Below are 20,544 nucleotides of genomic sequence, written 5' to 3'. Positions count from 1 at the left end.
ACCGGACAGCAGGCATAGTAGGGGGCCGGTCCGACAGCCGGAGCCCGGGTGCCATGCCCCCCGGTCTCGTCGGTGAAGACTGCGCCTGACGAAAATGGGGACTCATGGCATCACGGCGGGATGAGCTCAACGCGTACACCTTTGCGAAGAAGCGCACGGTGGCCGCATTCCTCCAACCTTCGCCCTCGGGCACGGAGGAGGGAGCGCCGAGGCCGTTGCGGGCGATCGTCCCCGGCCTGATCGTGGGCGCGGTGGTGCTCGCCGGGTTCGGCGCCTGGGGCATGTTCAGCCCCAAGGCCCCCAAGGGTTGGGACAAGCCCGGCAGCAAGGTGATCGTCGGCAAGCAGTCGACCACCCGGTACGTCGTGCTCTCCACCGGCAAGGGCAAGGACAAGAAGACCCTGCTCCACCCGGTCCTCAACCTGGCATCGGCGCGGCTCCTGCTCACACCGCAGGAGTTCGCGGTCATCCAGGTCGACGACAAGCTGCTCGACGCGGGCAAACCGCCGCGCGGCCCGATCCTCGGCATCCCGTACGCCCCCGACCGGCTCCCCAACGCGGACGAGGCGGGCAAGGCCAAGCGCTGGGCCGTGTGCGAACAGCCCGGCGGCGGCAAGGGATCCAGCGTCCAGAAGGCCACGTTCGTCTTCGCCCAGCGGGACTTCAACCGCACCGAGGGCAGCGGGCAGCTCAAGGACGGGCAGATGATGTACGTCCAGGGGCAGAAGGACAGGGCCCGCTACCTCATCGACCACCGGGGTACGAAGTACCGGGTGCCCGGCGACCCGGCCGAGTCCGCCGGTCTGACCACGGCGCTCGTCGGCCTCAACAAGGAGCCCCAGCAGGTCACGGACGACTGGCTGGCCACCCTGCACACCGGCAGCCCCATCGAGTTCCCGCAGATCCCCGGCAAGGTCGGCGACCCGGCCGGCATCGGCGGCGGCAACCTCAGCCAGACCGAGGACCGGGTCGGCATGGTGCTGCTGGGCCAGACCGGTTCCGGGCCGCAGCACTACGTGGTCCTGCCCGGAAAGGTCCAGCCGGTCTCGGAGTTCACCGCCTGGCTGCTCATCAACTCGCCGCAGACCGACGCCCTCGACATGGACGGCAAGGCGACCACCGTCGACGCGGCCTCGTTCACCCCGGACTCCGTCACCTTCGGCGCGCAGTACCGGTGGCCGACCCGCAAGTCCGAGCAGGTCAACACGGTCGCCGGCGCGGGCGCCCGGGACACCCTGTGCAGCGTGCTCAACCAGGTCGACGACAAGGGCCGTACGACGCTGACCACCTGGGCCGGTACGCAGTACCCCGCCGAGATCACCGCCGGCGGCACCAGCACGTACGTCACCCCGGGCAGCGGCCTGCTCTACACCCAGATCCAGGGCAACCAGAGCAAGCCCGACGGCTCGCTCTTCCTCGTCACCGACACCGGCCTGCGCTACGCCGTGCAGGCCAACGGCGACAGCGACGCGGCCCACTCCGACATCGGCGCCGGGGACCAGGACGGCAAGCAGACCGACGGCCGCCCGGAACCGAGCGAGGCACAGACTCGTCTCGGCTACGAGAAGGTCACCCCGCTCCTCGTGCCGATCACGTGGTCGGAGTTCCTTTCCAAGGGGCCGAGGCTCGACACCAACAGCGCGCGTCAGCCGCAGGGTTCGTAAGGAGGTGGCAGTGGTAACGTACCGAACGGCGGCCCTGCTCACCGCCACGGCCCTCACGGGGATCCTCGCCGCGACGCCCGCGGTCGCGGCGGAGCCGCACGACGTCCGCCTCGACGGCAGCGGCGAGTGCACCTTCCCGATGAAGAAGCAGATCGAGGGCATCCCCTGGTCGCTCCAGCGGGTGCTGCTCGACGAGCTCTGGCAGGACACCAAGGGCAAGGGCATCCGCGTCGCCGTCATCGACACCGGAGTCGACGACGTCAACCCGCAGCTGAAGACGGCGGTCGACGCCAAGGCGGGCAAGGACTACCTGAAGCCCGACAAGGACAACCCGGGCCCCGGGGACGAGCAGCGCGGCAAGACCGACGGCACGGTGGACGAGGTCGGCCACGGCACCAAGGTCGCCGGCATCGTCGCCGCCCGACCCCGCTCCGGCACCGGCTTCGTCGGGCTCGCCCCCGAGGCCACGATCATCCCGATCCGGCAGAACGACGAGAAGAACAGCGGCAAGTCCGACACGATGGCGCTGGCGATCGACCACGCCGTCGCCAAGGGCGCCCATGTCATCAACATCTCGCAGGACACCGCGCAGATCCAGAGCCCGGACTCCGCGATGGCCAAGGCGGTGGCCCGGGCTCTGGAGAAGAACGTCGTCGTCGTCGCCTCCGCGGGCAACGACGGCATGGACGGCAAACTCAAGTTCACCTACCCCGCGGCCTTCCCCGGGGTGCTCGCCGTCGCCTCCTCCGACCGCAACAACGAACGGGCCCCGTTCTCCCAGTCCGGGACCATGGTGGGCGTCGCGGCCCCCGGCGTCGACATGGTCTCCACCGTCCCCGGCGGCGGCCAGTGCGTCGACAACGGCACCAGCTTCTCCGCCCCGTACGTCTCCGGCGTCGCCGCCCTCCTGCGGGCGAAGCACCCGGACTGGAAGCCCGCCCAGGTCGTGGCCCGCATCGAGCAGACCGCCGTACGGTCCGTCAACGGTCGGGACAACCACGTCGGTTGGGGCGTCGTCGACCCGGTCAGGGCGCTCGCCGATGGGCCGGAACCGCAGCCGATGGCGCCCACCGAGGACCCCGGGCCGCCGAAGCCGCCGGCGCCCGAAGCGGCCCATCTGGCGGTCACGGAGACGCCTCAGGAGCGCACCGAACGACTCGCCACGTACGCGCTGGGGATCGGTGGTGTGCTGGTGGCCGTGGTCGCCGGTACGGCCATCGTGATCCGTGACGGGCGGCGGCGCCAGGGGGTCGCCCGATGAGTCGAAACAGTCATGTACCAGTTCGGCCCTTTGCAGTTGGAACTGTCGTACCAAATGGCTAGAGTGACTGTCGGGGGCACGGCAGTGAAGTGACCCTGCACGGGGGCGGCATCAAGAGATTCCCGTCCATATCACGACCGGAAGGCCCGACGGCAGGGACCGTCGAGAGCCACCGAAGGAAGAAGGGGCAAGATGTCGAATCCAAACCTGAACGTAACCAGTGCCGAACAGACCAAGCTGGCCGGCCGGATCCAGGACTTCCACGACGAGATCCAGGCCCGCATCACCTCGCTCAACGGCGTGGTGGACCGCATCCAGGCCGGATGGCAGGGCGCGGCACAGAAGGAATTCGACCGGGTGCAGGGCGACCTGAACCTGCGCCTGAAGAACATGCGCGTCGAGCTCATCAAGCTCGAGGAGTTCATGCGGATGAGCGCCGACGGCTTCACGGCCGAGGAGGAGGAGCGCATCCGCGGCTTCCGGAAGATGGACGACACCAGCCAGGGCCAGAGCGCCATCCTCGGCATGGCCTGAGCCTCACGGCCCGTCCACACCTTCTCGCCTTCGCGCATCTCTCACTCCAGGAGCCAAGAACATGACGACTGCCGTCAATTACGACACCGTGACGCAGGCGGCCGGCGACGTCCGCCTCACCGCCTCCCAGCTCTCCCAGAAGCTCTCCGACCTCATGAGGGACGTCAACCGCGTCGCCTCCAACTGGGAGGGTGAGGCCAAGCAGGCGTACCAGGAGAGCCAGAGCCGCATCACCAACGACCAGGCCGCCATCAACCAGGACCTGCAGCGCATCGCGGTGCTGCTCGACGAGTCCGTGATCGGCTACCGCGACACCGACAAGGGCAACGCGGCCCGGTTCCGCATGATGATGTGACATCCCGTGGACAAGCGTGAGGGGGTGGCCCGTTCCGTACGGGCCACCCCCTCACGCGTATGCGCCGCGCCTAGCGGAGATCGAACTCCCCGTCACGCGCACCCAGGACGAACGCGTCCCACTCGGCCTTCGTGTACCGCAGCACAGTGCCCTTGTCGAGGGACGACCGCATCGCCACCGCCCCCTCGGGCAGATGGGCGATCTCCACCCGCTCCTCGTCCGGAGAGGTCCCGGGAGGGCCCTGCCACTCGACGTCGGAGATGTCGAGCGCGTAGAGCTCTTCCTTCTGTCGTTCCTTCTCACTGGCGTCGGCCATCGGCGCGATCCTTATCTGTGCTGTGAACGAGCCTCGTGCTGTGATCGAGCGTGTGGATCAGCCTAGTGGCCGAGCCGCCCGGTTGCGGCCCGTACGCCGGAGACGGGAAGCCGCACGGAGACCCGACCAACGGGGTTGAGCTCGAGCACCGGATCGAGGCGGAGCGGCCGGGCCGACTCCGCCCCGTTCACGGGTGAGCACCGGGACGAACCGGCCGTCGGCGTCCGTGTGGACGGCGATGTCCGCGCCCTCGTCCGGCAGGCATACGGCCGTCGCCGCGAGCGCCCCGGGGAACCGCCTCACGGGCCCCGTCAGGGGCGGCGGGGCCGGCGCACGGTGGCCGGGAGGCGGCGCTTCCGCCGAGCCCCTGAGCACACGCTCCATGGACTCCCTCGCGCCTGCCCCCACAGCTCGCCGAAACCCACCGCTCCCTAGTGCTGTTCCGGCAGCCACCCCAGCTGCACCAGCGGCGTCCCGCGCTTGCGGGAGACGAAGGTGCCGCGGCCGGGGGGCATCGGACGGGCGCGGACGTTGCCGAGGATGTCGCCCTCGCCCGGGTCGCCGGAAAGGATGACGCCCTGGGCGCCCAGCTCCTTGGCGCGCTGCATGAAGGGCTCGTACATCGCCCTCGACGCGCCCGCCGAGCTGCGCGCCACGATGAAGCGGATGCCGACGTCCCGCGCGAACGGCAGGTTCTCCACCAACACCTGGAGCGGGTTGCCCGAGTTCGTCGCCACCAGCTCGAAGTCGTCCACCAGGACGTACAGCTGAGGGCCCGTCCACCAGCTGCGGTCCCGCAGCTGCTGCGGGGTGATGTCGGGCTTCGGCGCCCGCTTCGTCATCACCGTGTTGATGGCGTCCATGTGCATCTGCATGGCGGACGCCATCGGCGCGTACTCGAGCAGGTGCGAGGGCGCGACCGCCTCCAGCATCGTTCGCCGGTAGTCGCCGACCACGATCCGCGCCTGCTCCGGGGTGTACCGCTCGCAGAGCTGCTTGGCGATCAGCCGCAGCAGGCCCGTCTTGCCGGTCTCGCTCTCGCCGAAGATCAGGAAGAACGGGTCCGTCTCGAAGTCGACGAACACCGGCTCCAGGTTCGTCTCGTCGATACCGATCGCGATGCCGTGCTGCGGGTACTCGAAGCCCTTCGGCAGCTGCTCCGCCGGCAGCCGGCGCGGCAGCAGCCGCACCGCCGGAGCGGGCGCGCCCGCCCAGCTGCTCTTCACGGCCTGCACGAACGCGGTCGTGCCCTCCGACAGGTCCACCGCCGAGTTCGACCCGTCGATCCGCGGCAGCGCGCCCATGAAGTGCAGCTTCTCCGGCACCTGGCCACGACCGGGCACGCCCGGCGGGACGTTCGCCGCGACCTTGCGGTCGAACTCGGAGTCCATGACATCGCCGAGCCGCAGCTCCAGACGCCCCAGCATCTGGTCCTTCAGCGCGGCCCGCACCTCCATGTACCGGGCCGCGGTGATGACCACGTGGATGCCGTAGCCCAGACCGCGCGCCGCGATGTCCGAGACGACCGGCTCCAACCCGTCGTACTCGTTGCGGAAACCGCCCCAGCCGTCGACGATCAGGAAGACGTCTCCCCAGGCCTCGCCGGGCAGTTCACCCGCGGCGCGCTTGCGCCGGTAGGTGGAGATCGAGTCGATCGAGTTCGAACGGAAGAACTCCTCGCGCCGGTTCAGCACGCCGAGCACCTCCGCGACCGTACGGCGCACCCGCTCGGGGTCCAGCCGGGACGCGACTCCGCCGACATGCGGCAGATCGGCCAGCGACACCATGCCGCCACCACCGAAGTCCAGTGCGTAGAACTGCACTTCGGCAGGGGTGTGGGTCAGCGCGAACGACGAGATCAGCGTCCGCATCAGCGTCGACTTGCCGGACTGCGGACCGCCGACCACCATCATGTGGCCCGCCGCACCGGAGAAGTCCCGGTACAGCACCTCGCGCCGCTGCTCGAAGGGCTTGTCGATGAGGCCGAGCGGCACCGTCAGACCGCCGGGACGGGTGTACTCGGTCGCCGTCAGACCCCGGTCCGCGGTCGGCGCCAGTCCCGGCAGGAGCTGGTCGAGCGACGGAGCCTGGTCCAGCGGCGGCAGCCACACCTGGTGGGCGGGCACGCCCTGCCCCTCCAGCCGGCGCACGATCACGTCGAGGACGGTGTCCGCGAGCGCCTCGTCCTCCTCCTCGCGCTGGGCCGTGAGATACGCCGGGTCGGGCGCCGCGTACACGACCGGAACCGGCGAGGCCGTGAAGACCGCCGGCCGCCGCTCGATCGGCATCTGCCCGGCCGTCAGCCGCGGCCCGCCGGTGCGGTACGTACCGGAGACGTACGCCGCCTTGAACCGGGTCATCTCGTCCGTACCGAACTTCAGATAGCCCGAACCCGGCACCGACGGCAGGTGGTACGCGTCCGGCACACCGATCGCCGTGCGCGACTCGGCCGCCGAGAACGTCCGCAGACCGATCCGGTACGACAGATACGTGTCCAGGCCGCGGAGCTTGCCCTCCTCCAGCCGCTGCGAGGCCAGCAGCAGATGCACACCCAGGGAGCGGCCGATACGGCCGATCTGGATGAACATGTCGATGAAGTCCGGCTTCGCCGTCAGCAGCTCGGAGAACTCGTCGATGACCAGGACCAGCGAGGCCAGCGGCTCCAGCGGAGCACCGGCCGCCCGCGCCTTCTCGTAGTCGTGGATGTTGGCGTAGTTGCCCGCCGAGCGGAGCAGCTCCTGACGGCGCTGCAGTTCACCGCGGATCGCGTCGCCCATGCGGTCCACGAGCGTGAGGTCGTCGGCGAGGTTGGTGATCACGGCAGCTACGTGCGGCATCTGGGACATGCCCGCGAAGGTCGCACCACCCTTGAAGTCCGCGAGCACGAAGTTCAGCGTCTCCGAGGAGTGCGTCACCGCGAGACCGAGGACGAGCGTGCGCAGCAGCTCCGACTTTCCGGAACCGGTCGCACCCACGCACAGACCGTGCGGGCCCATGCCCTCCTGCGCGGCCTCCTTGAGGTCCAGCATGACCGGCTGGCCGTCCTCGCCGACACCGATCGGCACACGCAGCCGCTCCGCCACCGACCGGGGCCGCCAGGTCCGCGCCACGTCCACCGAGGCCGCGTCGCCCAGGTTCAGCAGATCCGTGAAGTCCAGGTTGGCGAGCAGCGGTTCGTCGTCGTCCCCGCCGCCCATCCGCAGCGGCGCGAGCTGCCGCGCCAGCGCCTCGGCGGCCGGAAGCGAGATCCCGTCGGGCAGCCCCTCGTAGGCGAAACCGCCGCCCGACTCCAGACGAAGCCGCCCGGGCCGTACGACGACCGACAGCCCACCGCGCGGCTCGTCGAGTTCACCGGAGATCACCTCGACGATGGTCACGCCCTGCAGCCCCTCGGGCGCCGCGAACAGCGAGTCCGGCGGCACCATTCCGCCGTCGAGGACCACCACGACATGCGGCTGGTCAAGGACCGGCTGGTTGTCGCGGCTGAACCGCGGCCGGCCGTCGAGCCGGGAGCGGATCATCGACTCCAGCTCACCGAGGTCGTCGCCGAACAGCCGCTTGCTGCCCGCGCCGTCGACCTGTCCCGCCACCTGCGTGTGCGGCAGCCACTTCGTCCAGTCCCAGCGCTCCTGCGCACCCCGGGACGCGACCACGGCCAGCATCAGATCGTCGGGGGAGTGCAGCGTCACCAGCTGGGAGACCATGCCGCGTGCCGCGGCCTGCGCCGCCTCCGGCTCACCGGAGACCGTCACGTGGTAGAAGGCGCGCATCGAGACCGCCATCGGCAGCCCGTCCAACGAACCGTGCACGGCCAGGAACTGCTGCATCGCACCCGCGCAGAGCGGCTCCAGCTCGTCCACCGGCGCGGTGTCCGGCGCGACCAGGGGCGTCGCCAACTGCTGGGCGCCGAGCCCGATCCGTACCTGCCCGAAGTCCTTGTCGCCCACGCGGCGTTCCCACACCCGCGAGCCCTCGGCCACCACCGACCACAACTGCTCGGGGGCGGGGTGCAGATAGAGCTGCGCGTCGCGCTGCTTGCGCGCGGTGCGCCGGACCGTACGCCGGGTCTGCGCGAGGTATTTGAGGTAGTCCCGCCGGACATCGGCAATTTGCCCCTGCGTACCCTTCCGGAACCGCACGAGCTGCGCGATGACCATCGCGACGGTCGAGACAAGCATCAGGATGCCCATGATGCGCATGAACGGATGCGCCCCAGGCATGAAGAAGAACACCACCGAGGAGCCCATGCCGAGCATCGGCAGGAGCTGCATCAGAATGCCCTCCTGCTGCCCGCGCGGCAGTTCGGGTGGGGACTCCAGGACCAGTTCCTCACTGGGTACTTCCGGAGGAAGCGACCTCGGCGGGCGCTTGACGACGATCTGGCTCACCGGCGCATCAATCCCTCGTTACGGGCGGACTTCGTGCGGGAGTTCCGCACCGGCGCCCCCGTGAGCGACGGCCTCCCCCATGAGACGGCGATCCTACTTGCAGCTACCTGTGCCCGTCCCCGGTAGGGTGGCGCGCGCACTGTGCGCAACCGCGAATCAGGGGGTCCAGACACGTGAGTACGACCGCAGCGACCGGCTTCTGCCGTGTCACCGTCGTGGCGCCGGACAGTCGTATCGACGTCGCGCTCCCGGAGGACATCGCCGTCGCCGACGTCTATCCGGAGATCCTGCGGCTCACCGGCCAGACCCAGTCCGCCGGCACTCCGACCGGCTACCACCTCGTCCGGCGCGACGGCTCGGTCCTCGACGGGGCACGCACCCTCGCCGCCCAGCAGGTCCTCGACGGCGAGGTCCTCTCGCTGCGCCCCTTCGCGCAGTCGCTGCCGCCCGCCGTCTTCGACGACGTCTCCGACGCCGTCGCCTCCGCCGTCACCCGTGACCGGCACCTGTGGAGCGACGACCTGCTGCGCGGCGCCGGACTCGTCGGCGGAGTTCTGTTGCTGGTCCTGATGGGCTTCGTGCTCTGGTTCGCGGATCCCGTGCGCCACGACATGCACAGCCTCCCCGGCATCGTCGCCGGCGCCGCGGGCGTCCTGCTGACCGCCTTCGCCGGCGTGCGGGCCCGGGTCTACGGCGACCGCGCCACCGCCGTCGCCCTCGGCCTCGGCGCCCTCCCGCTGCTGCTCATCGCAGGCTCGGGCATCGTCGGACCCGACGCCGGCCAGGGCCCCGGTCAGCTGCAGTTCCTGCTCGGCTGCGTGACCGTGCTGGTCGCCTCCGTCACCCTGGTCGCGCTCACCCCCAGTGGCGACGCGCCCTTCGTCGCGGCGACCTTCCTGGCCACCGTCGGCACCCTCGCCACCTTCCTGGCGATCCTCTCCGAGTCCTCGGCCACCGAGACCGCCGCGGTCTGTGCCCCGGTCGCCGTCGGCCTGGTCGCCTTCCTGCCCGGCCTCTCCGCCCGCTTCGCCCGGCTGCCCATCGGCTACGCCTCCCCGCGCAGCGCCACCGACGACGAGTTCCACGCCGACCCGAACCAGACCCCCGACGAGGCCCAGCCCGTCGACGGCGAGCGCATCGCCCTCCAGGCCCGGCGCGGCCACGAGATGCTCCTCGGCCTCGTCGGAGGCTGTGCCGCCGTCGTCGTCGGCTCCGCCGCGGTCCTCGGCTTCGCCGGGAACGTCTGGGGCCAGCTCCTCGCTCTCGCCTCCGGCCTCGCGATGCTGCTGCGGGCCCGGCTCTTCCGCTACACCTCCCAGGTCGCCTGCGTCCTGGTCGCCGGTATCGCCGCGATCGCCCTGCTGATCCTCGGCCTCTCCCTGAACCCGCCGGCCGACCTGGTCAAGGACCTGCTGATCTACGGGGACCGCGGCGGCCTGGACATCCGTACGATCTGGCTCACCGCAGCCGTCGCCGCGGGTGCCGCCCTGGTCACCGCGATCGGCCTGATCATCCCGAGGAAGGGCCTCTCGCCCTTCTGGGGCCGCCTCCTCGACCTGACCGAGGGCTTCGTCCTGCTCTCCCTCGTCCCGCTCTGCCTGGCCGTCCTGGACGTCTTCATGGCGGCACGCTCCCTCACCAGTAAGTAAGGGGCACTCCGGACAGCTGGTACGCTGTGTGACGGCCGTCTGTGTACGCGCTCCCGGATCTCTCTGGAAGCAGCGCTCATCGGTCCTTCGCCTCCGAGTCACGGAAGCTCCCCTGAGAACGAGACCAGGGGCACTCGTGGGCGCATCGAACACCAAGAGGAGTACCGAGTGTCTCTCGACGCCGCTACGAAGAAGCAGATTTTCGCCGAGTTCGGCCAGAAGGAGGGCGACACCGGCTCCCCCGAGGTTCAGGTTGCGATGCTCTCCCGCCGCATCTCGGACCTCACCGAGCACCTCAAGCAGCACAAGCACGACCACCACTCCCGTCGTGGTCTGCTGATCCTGGTCGGCCAGCGTCGCCGCCTGCTGCAGTACCTGGCCAAGAAGGACATCCAGCGCTTCCGTGCCCTGGTCGACCGCCTCGGCATCCGCCGCGGTGCGGCCGGCGGCGCCAAGTAAGGACGCCGTGAAGGGAGCGGTTCCCACGTTTAGGGGGCCGCTCCCTTTGCTGTACGTGCGCGATGTACCGACCGGCACTTAGTCTGGTCGGACAACGCCACATCACGAGCGAGAGGCCGCCGGCACGCCGCCGGTCCTCGGTAGTGGCCCCCGGACCCCACAATCCCCGGGTGCTTCGATCGAAGACCGGCCCGCACCCGAAGGCGCGCTTCTCCTCCACCACCGTCCCCGGCCACACGGGCCGACGGACGAAAAGACGAACACGTAGGAGAAACCGCTAGTGGAGAACGAGACCCACTACGCCGAGGCCGTCATCGACAACGGCACCTTCGGCACCCGCACCATCCGCTTCGAGACGGGCCGCCTGGCCAAGCAGGCCGCCGGCTCCGCCGTGGCGTACCTGGACGACGACACGATGGTCCTTTCGGCCACCACCGCGTCCAAGAAGCCCAAGGACCAGCTCGACTTCTTCCCCCTGACGGTGGACGTCGAGGAGCGGATGTACGCGGCCGGCAAGATCCCCGGCTCCTTCTTCCGCCGGGAAGGCCGCCCCTCCGAGGACGCGATCCTCACCTGTCGCCTGATCGACCGGCCGCTGCGCCCCTCCTTCAAGAAGGGCCTGCGCAACGAGATCCAGATCGTCGAGACGATCATGGCGCTCAACCCCGACCACCTCTACGACGTGGTCGCCATCAACGCCGCCTCCTGCTCCACGCAGCTGGCCGGCCTGCCCTTCTCCGGCCCGATCGGCGGCACCCGTGTCGCGCTGATCAAGGGCCAGTGGGTCGCGTTCCCGACGCACACCGAGCTCGAGGACGCCGTCTTCGACATGGTCGTCGCCGGTCGCGTCCTGGAGGACGGCGACGTCGCGATCATGATGGTCGAGGCCGAGGCCACCGAGAAGACGATCGAGCTCGTCAAGGGCGGCGCCGAGGCGCCGACCGAGGAGGTCGTCGCCGCCGGTCTCGAGGCCGCGAAGCCCTTCATCAAGGTCCTCTGCAAGGCCCAGTCGGACCTCGCCGCCAAGGCCGCCAAGCCCACCGGCGAGTTCCCGGTCTACCTCGACTACCAGGACGACGTCCTGGAGGCGCTCACCGCCGCGGTCAAGAGCGAGCTCGCCCAGGCGCTCACCATCGCCGGCAAGCAGGAGCGCGAGGCCGAGCTCGACCGCGTCAAGGAGCTCGCCGCCGAGAAGCTCCTCCCGGCCTTCGAGGGTCGCGAGAAGGAGATCTCCGGCGCCTACCGCGCGCTGACCAAGAAGCTGGTCCGCGAGCGGATCATCAAGGACAAGGTCCGCATCGACGGCCGCGGCATCACGGACATCCGTACGCTCGCCGCCGAGGTCGAGGCCATCCCGCGCGTGCACGGCTCGGCGCTCTTCGAGCGTGGCGAGACCCAGATCCTGGGCGTCACCACCCTCAACATGCTCCGTATGGAGCAGCAGCTGGACACCCTCTCCCCGGTGACCCGCAAGCGCTACATGCACAACTACAACTTCCCGCCGTACTCCGTCGGTGAGACCGGCCGCGTGGGCTCGCCCAAGCGCCGCGAGATCGGCCACGGAGCGCTCGCCGAGCGCGCCATCGTGCCGGTGCTGCCGACGCGCGAGGAGTTCCCCTACGCGATCCGCCAGGTGTCCGAGGCTCTCGGCTCCAACGGCTCGACGTCCATGGGCTCGGTCTGCGCCTCCACCATGTCGCTGCTGAACGCCGGTGTGCCGCTCAAGGCCCCCGTCGCCGGTATCGCCATGGGTCTGATCTCCGAGGAGATCGACGGCAAGACCCACTACGTCGCCCTCACCGACATCCTCGGTGCGGAGGACGCCTTCGGCGACATGGACTTCAAGGTCGCCGGTACGAAGACCTTCGTCACCGCGCTCCAGCTCGACACCAAGCTCGACGGCATCCCCGCCTCGGTCCTGGCCGCCGCGCTGAAGCAGGCCCGTGACGCGCGTCTGCACATCCTCGACGTGATGAACGAGGCGATCGACGTTCCGGACGAGATGTCCCCGAACGCGCCGCGCATCATCACCGTCAAGATCCCGGTGGACAAGATCGGTGAGGTCATCGGCCCCAAGGGCAAGATGATCAACCAGATCCAGGAGGACACCGGCGCCGACATCACGATCGAGGACGACGGCACCATCTACATCGGTGCCGCCCAGGGCTCGCAGGCCGAGGCCGCCCGCGCCACGATCAACGGCATCGCCAACCCGACCATGCCGGAGGTCGGCGAGCGCTACCTGGGTACGGTCGTCAAGACCACCACCTTCGGTGCCTTCGTCTCCCTCATGCCCGGCAAGGACGGTCTGCTGCACATCTCGCAGATCCGCAAGCTCGCCGGTGGCAAGCGCGTGGAGAACGTCGAGGACGTGCTCGCGGTCGGCGCCAAGGTCCAGGTCGAGATCGCCGAGATCGACCAGCGCGGCAAGCTCTCCCTCGTCCCCGTCATGGCGGACGAAGAGAACGCTGCCGAGGACAAGAAGGACGACACCGACCAGTGACGTCCCGTAGTTCCCGTGTGACGGCCCGCCCCTCTTCGGAGGGGCGGGCCGTCGCCCGTACCCAAACGCTTCTCCCGGGCAAGGACGGCATCGGCACGGTCCGCCGCACCACCCTCCCCGGCGGCCTGCGGATCGTCACCGAGACGCTGCCCTCCGTGCGCTCCGCCACCTTCGGCATCTGGGCGAACGTCGGCTCCCGCGACGAGACGCCCACGCTCAACGGTGCCACGCACTATCTGGAGCACCTCCTCTTCAAGGGCACCGCGCGACGCAGTGCCCTCGACATCTCCGCCGCGCTCGACGCGGTCGGCGGCGAGATGAACGCCTTCACGGCGAAGGAGTACACCTGCTACTACGCGCGTGTCCTCGACACCGACCTGCCGCTCGCGATCGACGTGGTCTGCGACATGCTGACCGGCTCGCTGATCCTCGAAGAGGACGTGGACGCCGAGCGCGGCGTCATCCTCGAGGAGATCGCGATGACCGAGGACGACCCGGGCGACGTCGTGCACGACCTGTTCGCGCAGACCATGTTCGGCGACACCCCGCTGGGCCGCCCGGTCCTCGGCACTGTCGACACCATCAACGCCCTCGACCGCGGCCGGATCGCCCGCTTCTACAAGAAGCACTACGACCCGACCCATCTGGTCGTCGCCGCCGCGGGCAACATCGACCACGCCACGGTCGTACGCCAGGTCCGCCGCGCCTTCGAGAAGGCCGGCGCCCTCTCCCGTACGGACGCCCGCCCGGTCGCCCCGCGCGACGGCCGACGCACGATCCGCACCGCGGGCCGCGTCGAGGTCCTGGGCCGCAAGACCGAGCAGGCGCACGTCGTCCTCGGCATGCCGGGTCTGGCCCGCACCGACGAGCGCCGCTGGGCGCTCGGCGTGCTGAACACGGCACTCGGCGGCGGGATGTCCTCCCGTCTCTTCCAGGAGGTCCGCGAGAAGCGCGGCCTGGCCTACAGCGTGTACTCGTACACCTCGGGCTTCGCCGACTGCGGCCTCTTCGGCGTGTACGCGGGCTGCCGCCCCAACCAGGTCCACGACGTGCTGAAGATCTGCCGGGACGAGCTCGACAAGGTCGCCTCCGACGGACTGACCGACGACGAGATCACCCGCGCCATCGGCCAGCTCTCCGGCTCGACCGTCCTCGGCCTGGAGGACACCGGCGCGCTGATGAACCGCATCGGCAAGAGCGAGCTGTGCTGGGGAACCCAGATGTCCGTCGACGACATGCTCGCCCGGATCGCCTCGGTCACCCCGGACGAGGTCCGCGAGGTCGCCCGTGATGTGCTCGGACAGCGCCCCTCGCTGTCCGTCATAGGGCCGCTGAAGGACAAGCAGGCGGCACGCCTGCACGAATCCGTCTCCTAGAGAGAGTTCAGAGAGCAATGAGCAAGCTGCGCGTGGCGGTCCTCGGAGCCCAGGGCCGCATCGGCTCCGAGGCGGTACGGGCCGTCGAGGCCGCCGAGGACATGGAACTGGTCGCGGCGCTCGGCCGCGGCGACAAGCTGGAGACGCTCGCCGACGCGGGCGCCCAGGTCGCGGTCGAACTGACCACCCCGGCCTCGGTGATGGACAACCTCGACTACTGCGTGAGCCACGGCATCCACGCGGTCGTCGGCACCACCGGCTGGACCGAGGAGCGCCTCGCGCAGCTGAACACCTGGCTCGCCGCCTCCCCGGAGACCGGCGTCCTGATCGCCCCGAACTTCTCCATCGGCGCTGTTCTGACGATGAAGTTCGCCCAGATCGCGGCTCCGTACTTCGAGTCCGTCGAGGTCGTCGAACTGCACCACCCCAACAAGGTCGACGCCCCCAGCGGCACCGCCACCCGTACCGCCCAGCTGATCGCCGCGGCCCGCGCCGAGGCCGGCCTCGGCGCCCAGCCGGACGCCACGGCGACCGCCCTGGACGGGGCGCGTGGCGCCGACGTCGACGGCGTTCCTGTGCACGCCGTACGCCTCCGGGGCCTGCTGGCCCACCAGGAGGTGCTGCTCGGCGGTGAGGGCGAGACCCTGACCGTCCGTCACGACTCCCTGCACCACTCCAGCTTCATGCCGGGCATCCTCCTGGGCGCCCGCCGCGTGGTCACCACTCCCGGCCTCACCTTCGGCCTGGAGCACTTCCTGGACCTGGGCTGACGGCCATGGGTGGAAAGATCACGTACGTCTTCCTCGCCACCGTCCTCGTCCTCGTCTTCGGCGTGGTCGCGATGGAGGGCGTCCTGCTTCTGCTGACCGGCGAACCGGCCGCCATGGGCATGGGCGCGGTCGCGTTCCTGCTGCCCTTCGTGGGCGGCTGGTTCCTCTGGAAGAACACCGCCTTCGCACGGAACGCGCAGCTGCTCGCCCGCGAGCTGGAGGCCGAAGACGGCCTGCCCGTGGACGAGTTGAAGCGCACGGCCGGCGGCCGGATCGACCGGGACTCGGCCGACGAGGTCTTCGCGAAGCGGCGTGCCGAGACCGAGGACTCCCCGGACGACTGGCGTTGCTGGTTCCGGCTCGCGGTCGCCTATCACGACGCCCGCGACACCCCGCGCGCCCGCAAGGCGATGCAGCGGGCGATCGCCCTCCACGAGGGCCGCACGGTCAACGCGTAGCGGGTCGGTCAGCTCAACGCGAGGCGTGGGCGCCGTACTCGGCGTTCCACGCCTCGACCGTGTCGGCCGCGCGGTCGAAGGCCTCGATGCGGGAGAGGAAGTCGGCGTTGTGGTCGGTGAGCAGCGTGATCTGCTCACCACCCTGCCGTACGAGAGTCAGCGCCTGGCCCTGCACCGTGCGGGGCAACCCCAGCCACCGCACGGGCTGCTGCACCGTGCGCAGTTCCGACACCTGAGGCCACGCCACGGTCGCCGTCGAGAAGAACCCGACCCGGCGCACGCCATGACGGCTGACCCAGGTGCCCACGCGCAGCGCCCGCAGTGCACAGACGATGATCGCCGCGGCGAGCCCGAAGGTCGCGAGGGCACCACCCGGGGCCGCGGCCGCGGCGATGATCACCGCGGCGAAGAGCACGAACGACGCGAGCAGCAGCGCGAGCGCGGCCGCCCCCACCCGCCAGGGTCCTGGCCGGTAGGGACGACGCCACTCGTCGTGGTCGTCGTACGGCAGCGCGACGTCGTCGGTCGCGTCAAAAGCGCGGTCGGCCGTCAGAAAAGGCAGGGGCACGACTGATCCTCACTCACAAGCACGCTCGAAGGGGCTGTGCCCGGTGAGGCTACCCAGGTGGTCTCGACCGGGCCACCCCAGGGGGCCGTACTGCTCAACGGCTGTCGGAAGCCTCGGACTGCTGCCGGTGGCCCTCGGCCGCACCCGACTGCATCGACGGGATTCCGAAGAGCAGCGATCCGACGAGACCGGCCACGACGGTCAGCCCGACAAGCGTACGGCCCGCGACCTCGGAGACGCTGAGGCGCTCCCTTGGCGGCGGAGTGACGTTACTGCGGAAGCGGTCGGCATCTGCGACGAACGCGAACGGGACAGCTTCTCGCCGGCCAAACATGAGGGCCACTCTCCTTGGAGCTCTGTGGTGTCAGGTGTCACAGATAGAGACGAGCAAAGTCACCATTCGGTGCCCGATTTCCCCGAATTGGCCAAAGAAAGTGGTCCGGGCGGGTGTGGGAGCAGGTGACGGACTCCGCTGTCAGTAGCTCCCCGTAGAGTGGGCGCCGCCCGAGCGACGCACTTTGGAAGGACCCCGCCGGTGACCGACACCCCCGCAGCAGACCTCAAGCCCAGCTTCCGCAGCGATGTGACCGTCGAGCTGGTGAAGCACAGCGCCGCCGACTCGGACGTGCTGTGGGCGGCTCGCGTCTCCACGGCGGGGGAGCAGTCGCTCGACGAGCTGCAGAAGGACCCCGAGCGGTCCAAGGGGCTCATCAACTACCTGATGCGGGACCGGCACGGCAGCCCCTTCGAGCACAACTCGATGACGTTCTTCATCAGCGCCCCGATCTTCGTGTTCCGCGAGTTCATGCGCCACCGCGTCGGATGGTCGTACAACGAGGAATCGGGTCGCTACAGGGAGCTGGAGCCGGTCTTCTACGTTCCCGACGCCTCCCGGAAGCTGGTCCAGGAGGGCCGCCCGGGCAAGTACGTCTTCGTCGAGGGCAGCGAGGCCCAGCAGGAGCTCACCGGCCGCGTCATGGAGGACTCGTACATCCAGGCGTACGCGGCCTACCAGGAGATGCTCGCCGCCGGAGTCGCCCGCGAGGTCGCCCGCGCGGTCCTGCCCGTCGGCCTCTTCTCCTCGATGTACGCCACGTGCAACGCACGCTCGCTGATGCACTTCCTCGGCCTGCGCACTCAGCACGAGCTGGCCAAGGTGCCGTCCTTCCCGCAGCGGGAGATCGAGATGGTCGGCGAGAAGATGGAGCAGCACTGGGCGCAGCTCATGCCGCTGACCTATGCCGCGTTCAACAAGAACGGCCGTGTGGCCCCTTAAAGCACAGATGTACGATCCAGTCACGCGAAGTGTCCGTATTGCGACGTTTCACGAAGTTCATCTAGGCTGATCAAACGGACCCGGCACTGCTTGAACCCCCGAGCAGGCAGTGCCGGGCTCCTTTCACACGTCCCCCGAGGGGGCACCGGGCGCTGAGCAGCGAGTAGCGTGTTACCCATGGCTCCGATCTCCACTCCGCAGACCCCCTTCGGGCGGGTCCTCACCGCCATGGTCACGCCCTTCACGGCTGACGGCGCACTCGACCTCGACGGTGCCCAGCGACTCGCCGCCCATCTGGTGGACGCAGGCAACGACGGCCTCGTCATCAACGGCACCACCGGCGAGTCCCCGACCACCAGCGACGCGGAGAAATCGGAGCTGGTACGAGCCGTACTGGACGCGGTCGGAGACCGCGCCCATGTCATCGCCGGTATCGGCACCAACGACACCCACCACTCGATCGAGCTCGCCCGCACCGCCGAGCGAGACGGCGCGCACGGCCTGCTCGCCGTCACGCCGTACTACAACAAGCCCCCGCAAGAGGGCCTGTACCGGCACTTCTCGGCCATCGCCGACGCCACCGAGCTCCCGGTGATGCTCTACGACATCCCCGGCCGCAGCGGCGTCCCGATCGACACCGAGACGATCGTCCGCCTCGCCGAGCACCCCCGGATCGTCGCGAACAAGGACGCCAAGGGCGACCTCGGACGTGCCAGCTGGGCCATCGCCCGATCCGGCCTCGCCTGGTACTCCGGCGACGACATGCTGAACCTGCCGCTGCTCTCCGTGGGCGCCTGCGGCTTCGTCTCCGTCGTCGGCCACGTCGTGACCCCCGAGCTGCGCGCACTCCTGGACGCCCACCTGAACGGCGAGGTCCAGAAGGCCACCGAGATCCACCAGCGGCTCCTGCCGATCTACACGGGCATGTTCCGCACACAGGGCGTCATGACCACCAAGGCCGCCCTCGCCCTCCAGGGACTCCCGGCCGGCCCGCTGCGCCTGCCCCTCGTGGAGCTCTCCTCGGAGGAAACCGCCCAGCTCAAGCTCGATCTCGCCGCCGGCGGGGTACAGATCTGACAACAGACTTCATAACTGAATATCCGATCGGTGAACGATCGACTGACAACAGCAAGTGCACGAATGTCATGCGCGCCACGTGCCCAAGCGGTACGTGGCGCGTGTGGTGAGGAGAGTCTTTTGAGTCATCCGCATCCTGAACTCGGCGCCCCGCCGAAGCTGCCCAAGGGTGGCCTGCGCGTCACCCCGCTCGGCGGGCTCGGTGAGATCGGCCGGAACATGACGGTCTTCGAGTTCGAAGGCCGGCTGCTGATCGTCGACTGCGGCGTCCTCTTCCCCGAGGAGGAGCAGCCGGGCATCGACCTGATCCTGCCCGACTTCACCATCATCAAGGACCGCCTCGACGAGGTCGAGGGCATCGTGCTGACGCACGGCCATGAGGACCACATCGGCGCCGTCCCGTACCTCCTCCGGCTCAAGCCGGACATCCCACTCATCGGCTCCAAGCTGACCCTCGCCCTGATCGAGGCAAAGCTGCAGGAGCACCGGATCCGTCCCTACACCCTCGAGGTGAAGGAAGGCGACCGGGAGAACCTGGGCCCCTTCGACTGCGAGTTCATCGCGGTCAACCACTCCATCCCGGACGCGCTCGCGGTCGCCATCCGCACCCCCGCGGGCATGGCCGTCGCCACCGGCGACTTCAAGATGGACCAGCTCCCGATGGACGGTCGGCTCACCGACCTGCACGCGTTCGCGCGGCTCAGCGAGGAGGGCATCGACCTCCTGCTGTCCGACTCGACGAATGCCGAGGTCCCCGGCTTCGTCCCGCCGGAGAAGGACATCTCCAACGTCCTGCGGAACGTCTTCGCGAATGCCCAGAAGCGGATCATCGTGGCGAGCTTCGCCAGCCACGTCCACCGCATCCAGCAGATCCTCGACGCCGCCCACGAGTACGGCCGCCGTGTGGCCTTCGTCGGCCGCTCGATGGTCCGCAACATGGGCATCGCCCGCGATCTGGGCTACCTCCGCGTCCCGGCCGGCCTGGTCGTCGACGTGAAGACCCTCGACGACCTGCCGGACGACGAGGTCGTGCTGGTCTGCACGGGTTCCCAGGGCGAGCCCATGGCCGCGCTGTCCCGGATGGCCAACCGCGACCACCAGATCCGGATCGTCCAGGGCGACACCGTGATCCTGGCGTCCTCGCTGATCCCGGGCAACGAGAACGCGGTGTACCGCGTGATCAACGGCCTGACCCGCTGGGGTGCCAACGTCATCCACAAGGGCAACGCCAAGGTCCACGTCTCGGGCCACGCCTCGGCCGGCGAGCTGCTGTACTTCTACAACATCTGCAAGCCGAAGAACCTGATGCCGGTCCACGGCGAATGGCGTCACCTGCGCGCCAACGCCGAGCTCGGCGCGATGACGGGTGTCCCCAAGGACCACATCGTCATCGCCGAGGACGGCGTCGTCGTCGACCTGGTCGACGGCAAGGCGCGGATCGTCGGCAAGGTCCAGGCCGGCTATGTGTACGTCGACGGTCTCTCGGTCGGCGATGTCACCGAGACCCACCTGAAGGACCGCCGGATCCTGGGCGACGAGGGCATCATCTCGGTCTTCGTGGTCGTGGACTCTTCGACCGGCAAGATCGTGAGCGGCCCGAACATCCACGCCCGTGGCTCCGGCATCGAGGACTCGGCGTTCGACGCCGTCATCCCGAAGGTCGAGCAGGCCCTGAACAAGTCGGCCCAGGACGGTGTGGTCGAGCCCCACCAGCTGCAGCAGCTGATCCGTCGTTCGGTCGGCAAGTGGGTCTCGGACACGTACCGCCGGCGTCCGATGATCCTTCCGGTCGTCGTGGAGGTCTGAGCAGCCCGCGCTGCCTGACCAGCGTCAACCCGGAGCGGGGGGCCGCCATTTTGATAGGGGGGCCCCCCCCCACGAACGCACCCC

Annotated in this window: 17 protein-coding genes; 13 read left to right on the top strand and 4 right to left on the bottom strand. The window is 69.4% G+C overall.

The annotated features are described in order from the left end of the window. The first annotated feature begins 104 nt into the window (after positions 1-104). The 4 genes from eccB (at position 105) to ACFC0D_RS32110 (ending at position 3,814) form a co-directional block, all read left to right on the top strand. Positions 105-1,664, top strand: coding sequence for a type VII secretion protein EccB (gene eccB / locus ACFC0D_RS32125; protein WP_376443624.1), 1,560 nt, complete (start codon positions 105-107; stop codon positions 1,662-1,664). A 139-nt stretch (positions 1,665-1,803) separates the two neighbouring features. Then, positions 1,804-2,925: a type VII secretion-associated serine protease mycosin gene (gene mycP, locus ACFC0D_RS32120; protein ID WP_376443635.1), complete on the top strand. Its 1,122-nt coding sequence runs from the start codon at positions 1,804-1,806 to the stop codon at positions 2,923-2,925. Between the two features lie 192 nt (positions 2,926-3,117). Then, the gene (locus ACFC0D_RS32115) at positions 3,118-3,459 is read left to right on the top strand and encodes a WXG100 family type VII secretion target (RefSeq protein WP_376443621.1); all 342 of its coding nucleotides are present in this window, start codon (positions 3,118-3,120) and stop codon (positions 3,457-3,459) included. A gap of 61 nt (positions 3,460-3,520) precedes the next feature. After that, positions 3,521-3,814, top strand: coding sequence for a WXG100 family type VII secretion target (locus ACFC0D_RS32110; protein WP_376443619.1), 294 nt, complete (start codon positions 3,521-3,523; stop codon positions 3,812-3,814). Between the two features lie 70 nt (positions 3,815-3,884). On the opposite strand, the gene ACFC0D_RS32105 is transcribed toward ACFC0D_RS32110, so the two are convergent. Both ACFC0D_RS32105 and eccCa read right to left on the bottom strand, forming a co-directional pair. After that, the gene (locus ACFC0D_RS32105) at positions 3,885-4,130 is read right to left on the bottom strand and encodes a DUF397 domain-containing protein (protein WP_376443616.1); all 246 of its coding nucleotides are present in this window, start codon (positions 4,128-4,130) and stop codon (positions 3,885-3,887) included. 431 nt (positions 4,131-4,561) lie between these two features. Continuing rightward, positions 4,562-8,518, bottom strand: coding sequence for a type VII secretion protein EccCa (gene eccCa / locus ACFC0D_RS32100; RefSeq protein ID WP_376443614.1), 3,957 nt, complete (start codon positions 8,516-8,518; stop codon positions 4,562-4,564). A 173-nt stretch (positions 8,519-8,691) separates the two neighbouring features. On the opposite strand from eccCa, the gene eccD reads away from it, so the two are divergent. From eccD to ACFC0D_RS32070, 6 genes are all read left to right on the top strand, one after another. Beyond that, on the top strand, positions 8,692-10,167 hold the full coding sequence (gene eccD, locus ACFC0D_RS32095) for a type VII secretion integral membrane protein EccD (RefSeq protein WP_376443611.1): 1,476 nt from the start codon (positions 8,692-8,694) through the stop codon (positions 10,165-10,167). 168 nt (positions 10,168-10,335) lie between these two features. Next, positions 10,336-10,626, top strand: coding sequence for a 30S ribosomal protein S15 (gene rpsO / locus ACFC0D_RS32090; protein ID WP_147979976.1), 291 nt, complete (start codon positions 10,336-10,338; stop codon positions 10,624-10,626). Between the two features lie 280 nt (positions 10,627-10,906). Further along, entirely contained in the window at positions 10,907-13,129 is a 2,223-nt protein-coding gene (locus ACFC0D_RS32085) for a polyribonucleotide nucleotidyltransferase (RefSeq protein WP_376443607.1), read from the top strand. Continuing rightward, the gene (locus ACFC0D_RS32080) at positions 13,126-14,505 is read left to right on the top strand and encodes a M16 family metallopeptidase (RefSeq protein ID WP_376443604.1); all 1,380 of its coding nucleotides are present in this window, start codon (positions 13,126-13,128) and stop codon (positions 14,503-14,505) included. Before ACFC0D_RS32085 ends, ACFC0D_RS32080 begins: the two co-directional genes overlap by 4 nt. Positions 14,506-14,522: 17 nt before the next feature. After that, a complete protein-coding gene (dapB, locus tag ACFC0D_RS32075) occupies positions 14,523-15,275 on the top strand; it encodes a 4-hydroxy-tetrahydrodipicolinate reductase (RefSeq protein ID WP_376443601.1) in 753 nt (250 codons plus the stop codon). 5 nt (positions 15,276-15,280) lie between these two features. Further along, on the top strand, positions 15,281-15,733 hold the full coding sequence (locus tag ACFC0D_RS32070; protein WP_376443599.1) for a hypothetical protein: 453 nt from the start codon (positions 15,281-15,283) through the stop codon (positions 15,731-15,733). Positions 15,734-15,746: 13 nt separating this feature from the next. On the opposite strand, the gene ACFC0D_RS32065 is transcribed toward ACFC0D_RS32070, so the two are convergent. Together ACFC0D_RS32065 and ACFC0D_RS32060 are read right to left on the bottom strand one after the other, a co-directional pair. Then, positions 15,747-16,301, bottom strand: a complete 555-nt coding sequence (locus tag ACFC0D_RS32065) for a hypothetical protein (RefSeq protein ID WP_376443596.1) — start codon at positions 16,299-16,301, stop codon at positions 15,747-15,749. Positions 16,302-16,395: 94 nt separating this feature from the next. Then, the gene (locus ACFC0D_RS32060) at positions 16,396-16,635 is read right to left on the bottom strand and encodes a hypothetical protein (RefSeq protein WP_376443594.1); all 240 of its coding nucleotides are present in this window, start codon (positions 16,633-16,635) and stop codon (positions 16,396-16,398) included. 201 nt (positions 16,636-16,836) lie between these two features. Between ACFC0D_RS32060 and thyX the strand changes: the two genes are divergently transcribed. The 3 genes from thyX to ACFC0D_RS32045 all read left to right on the top strand — a co-directional run bounded on the left by thyX (position 16,837) and on the right by ACFC0D_RS32045 (position 20,460). Further along, entirely contained in the window at positions 16,837-17,577 is a 741-nt protein-coding gene (thyX, locus tag ACFC0D_RS32055; protein WP_376443591.1) for an FAD-dependent thymidylate synthase, read from the top strand. A 177-nt stretch (positions 17,578-17,754) separates the two neighbouring features. Then, positions 17,755-18,654 (top strand): 4-hydroxy-tetrahydrodipicolinate synthase, encoded by a 900-nt coding sequence (dapA, locus tag ACFC0D_RS32050; protein ID WP_376443587.1) that lies wholly within the window; start codon positions 17,755-17,757, stop codon positions 18,652-18,654. 120 nt (positions 18,655-18,774) lie between these two features. After that, entirely contained in the window at positions 18,775-20,460 is a 1,686-nt protein-coding gene (locus ACFC0D_RS32045; protein WP_376443584.1) for a ribonuclease J, read from the top strand. The last annotated feature ends 84 nt before the right edge of the window (positions 20,461-20,544 follow it).

Source organism: Streptomyces sp. NPDC056222, from assembly GCF_042264065.1.
Taxonomy (GTDB): Bacteria; Actinomycetota; Actinomycetes; order Streptomycetales; family Streptomycetaceae; genus Streptomyces.
The sequence above is the reverse complement of the archived record's forward strand: the minus strand, read 5'-3'. Positions and strand labels throughout refer to the sequence as shown.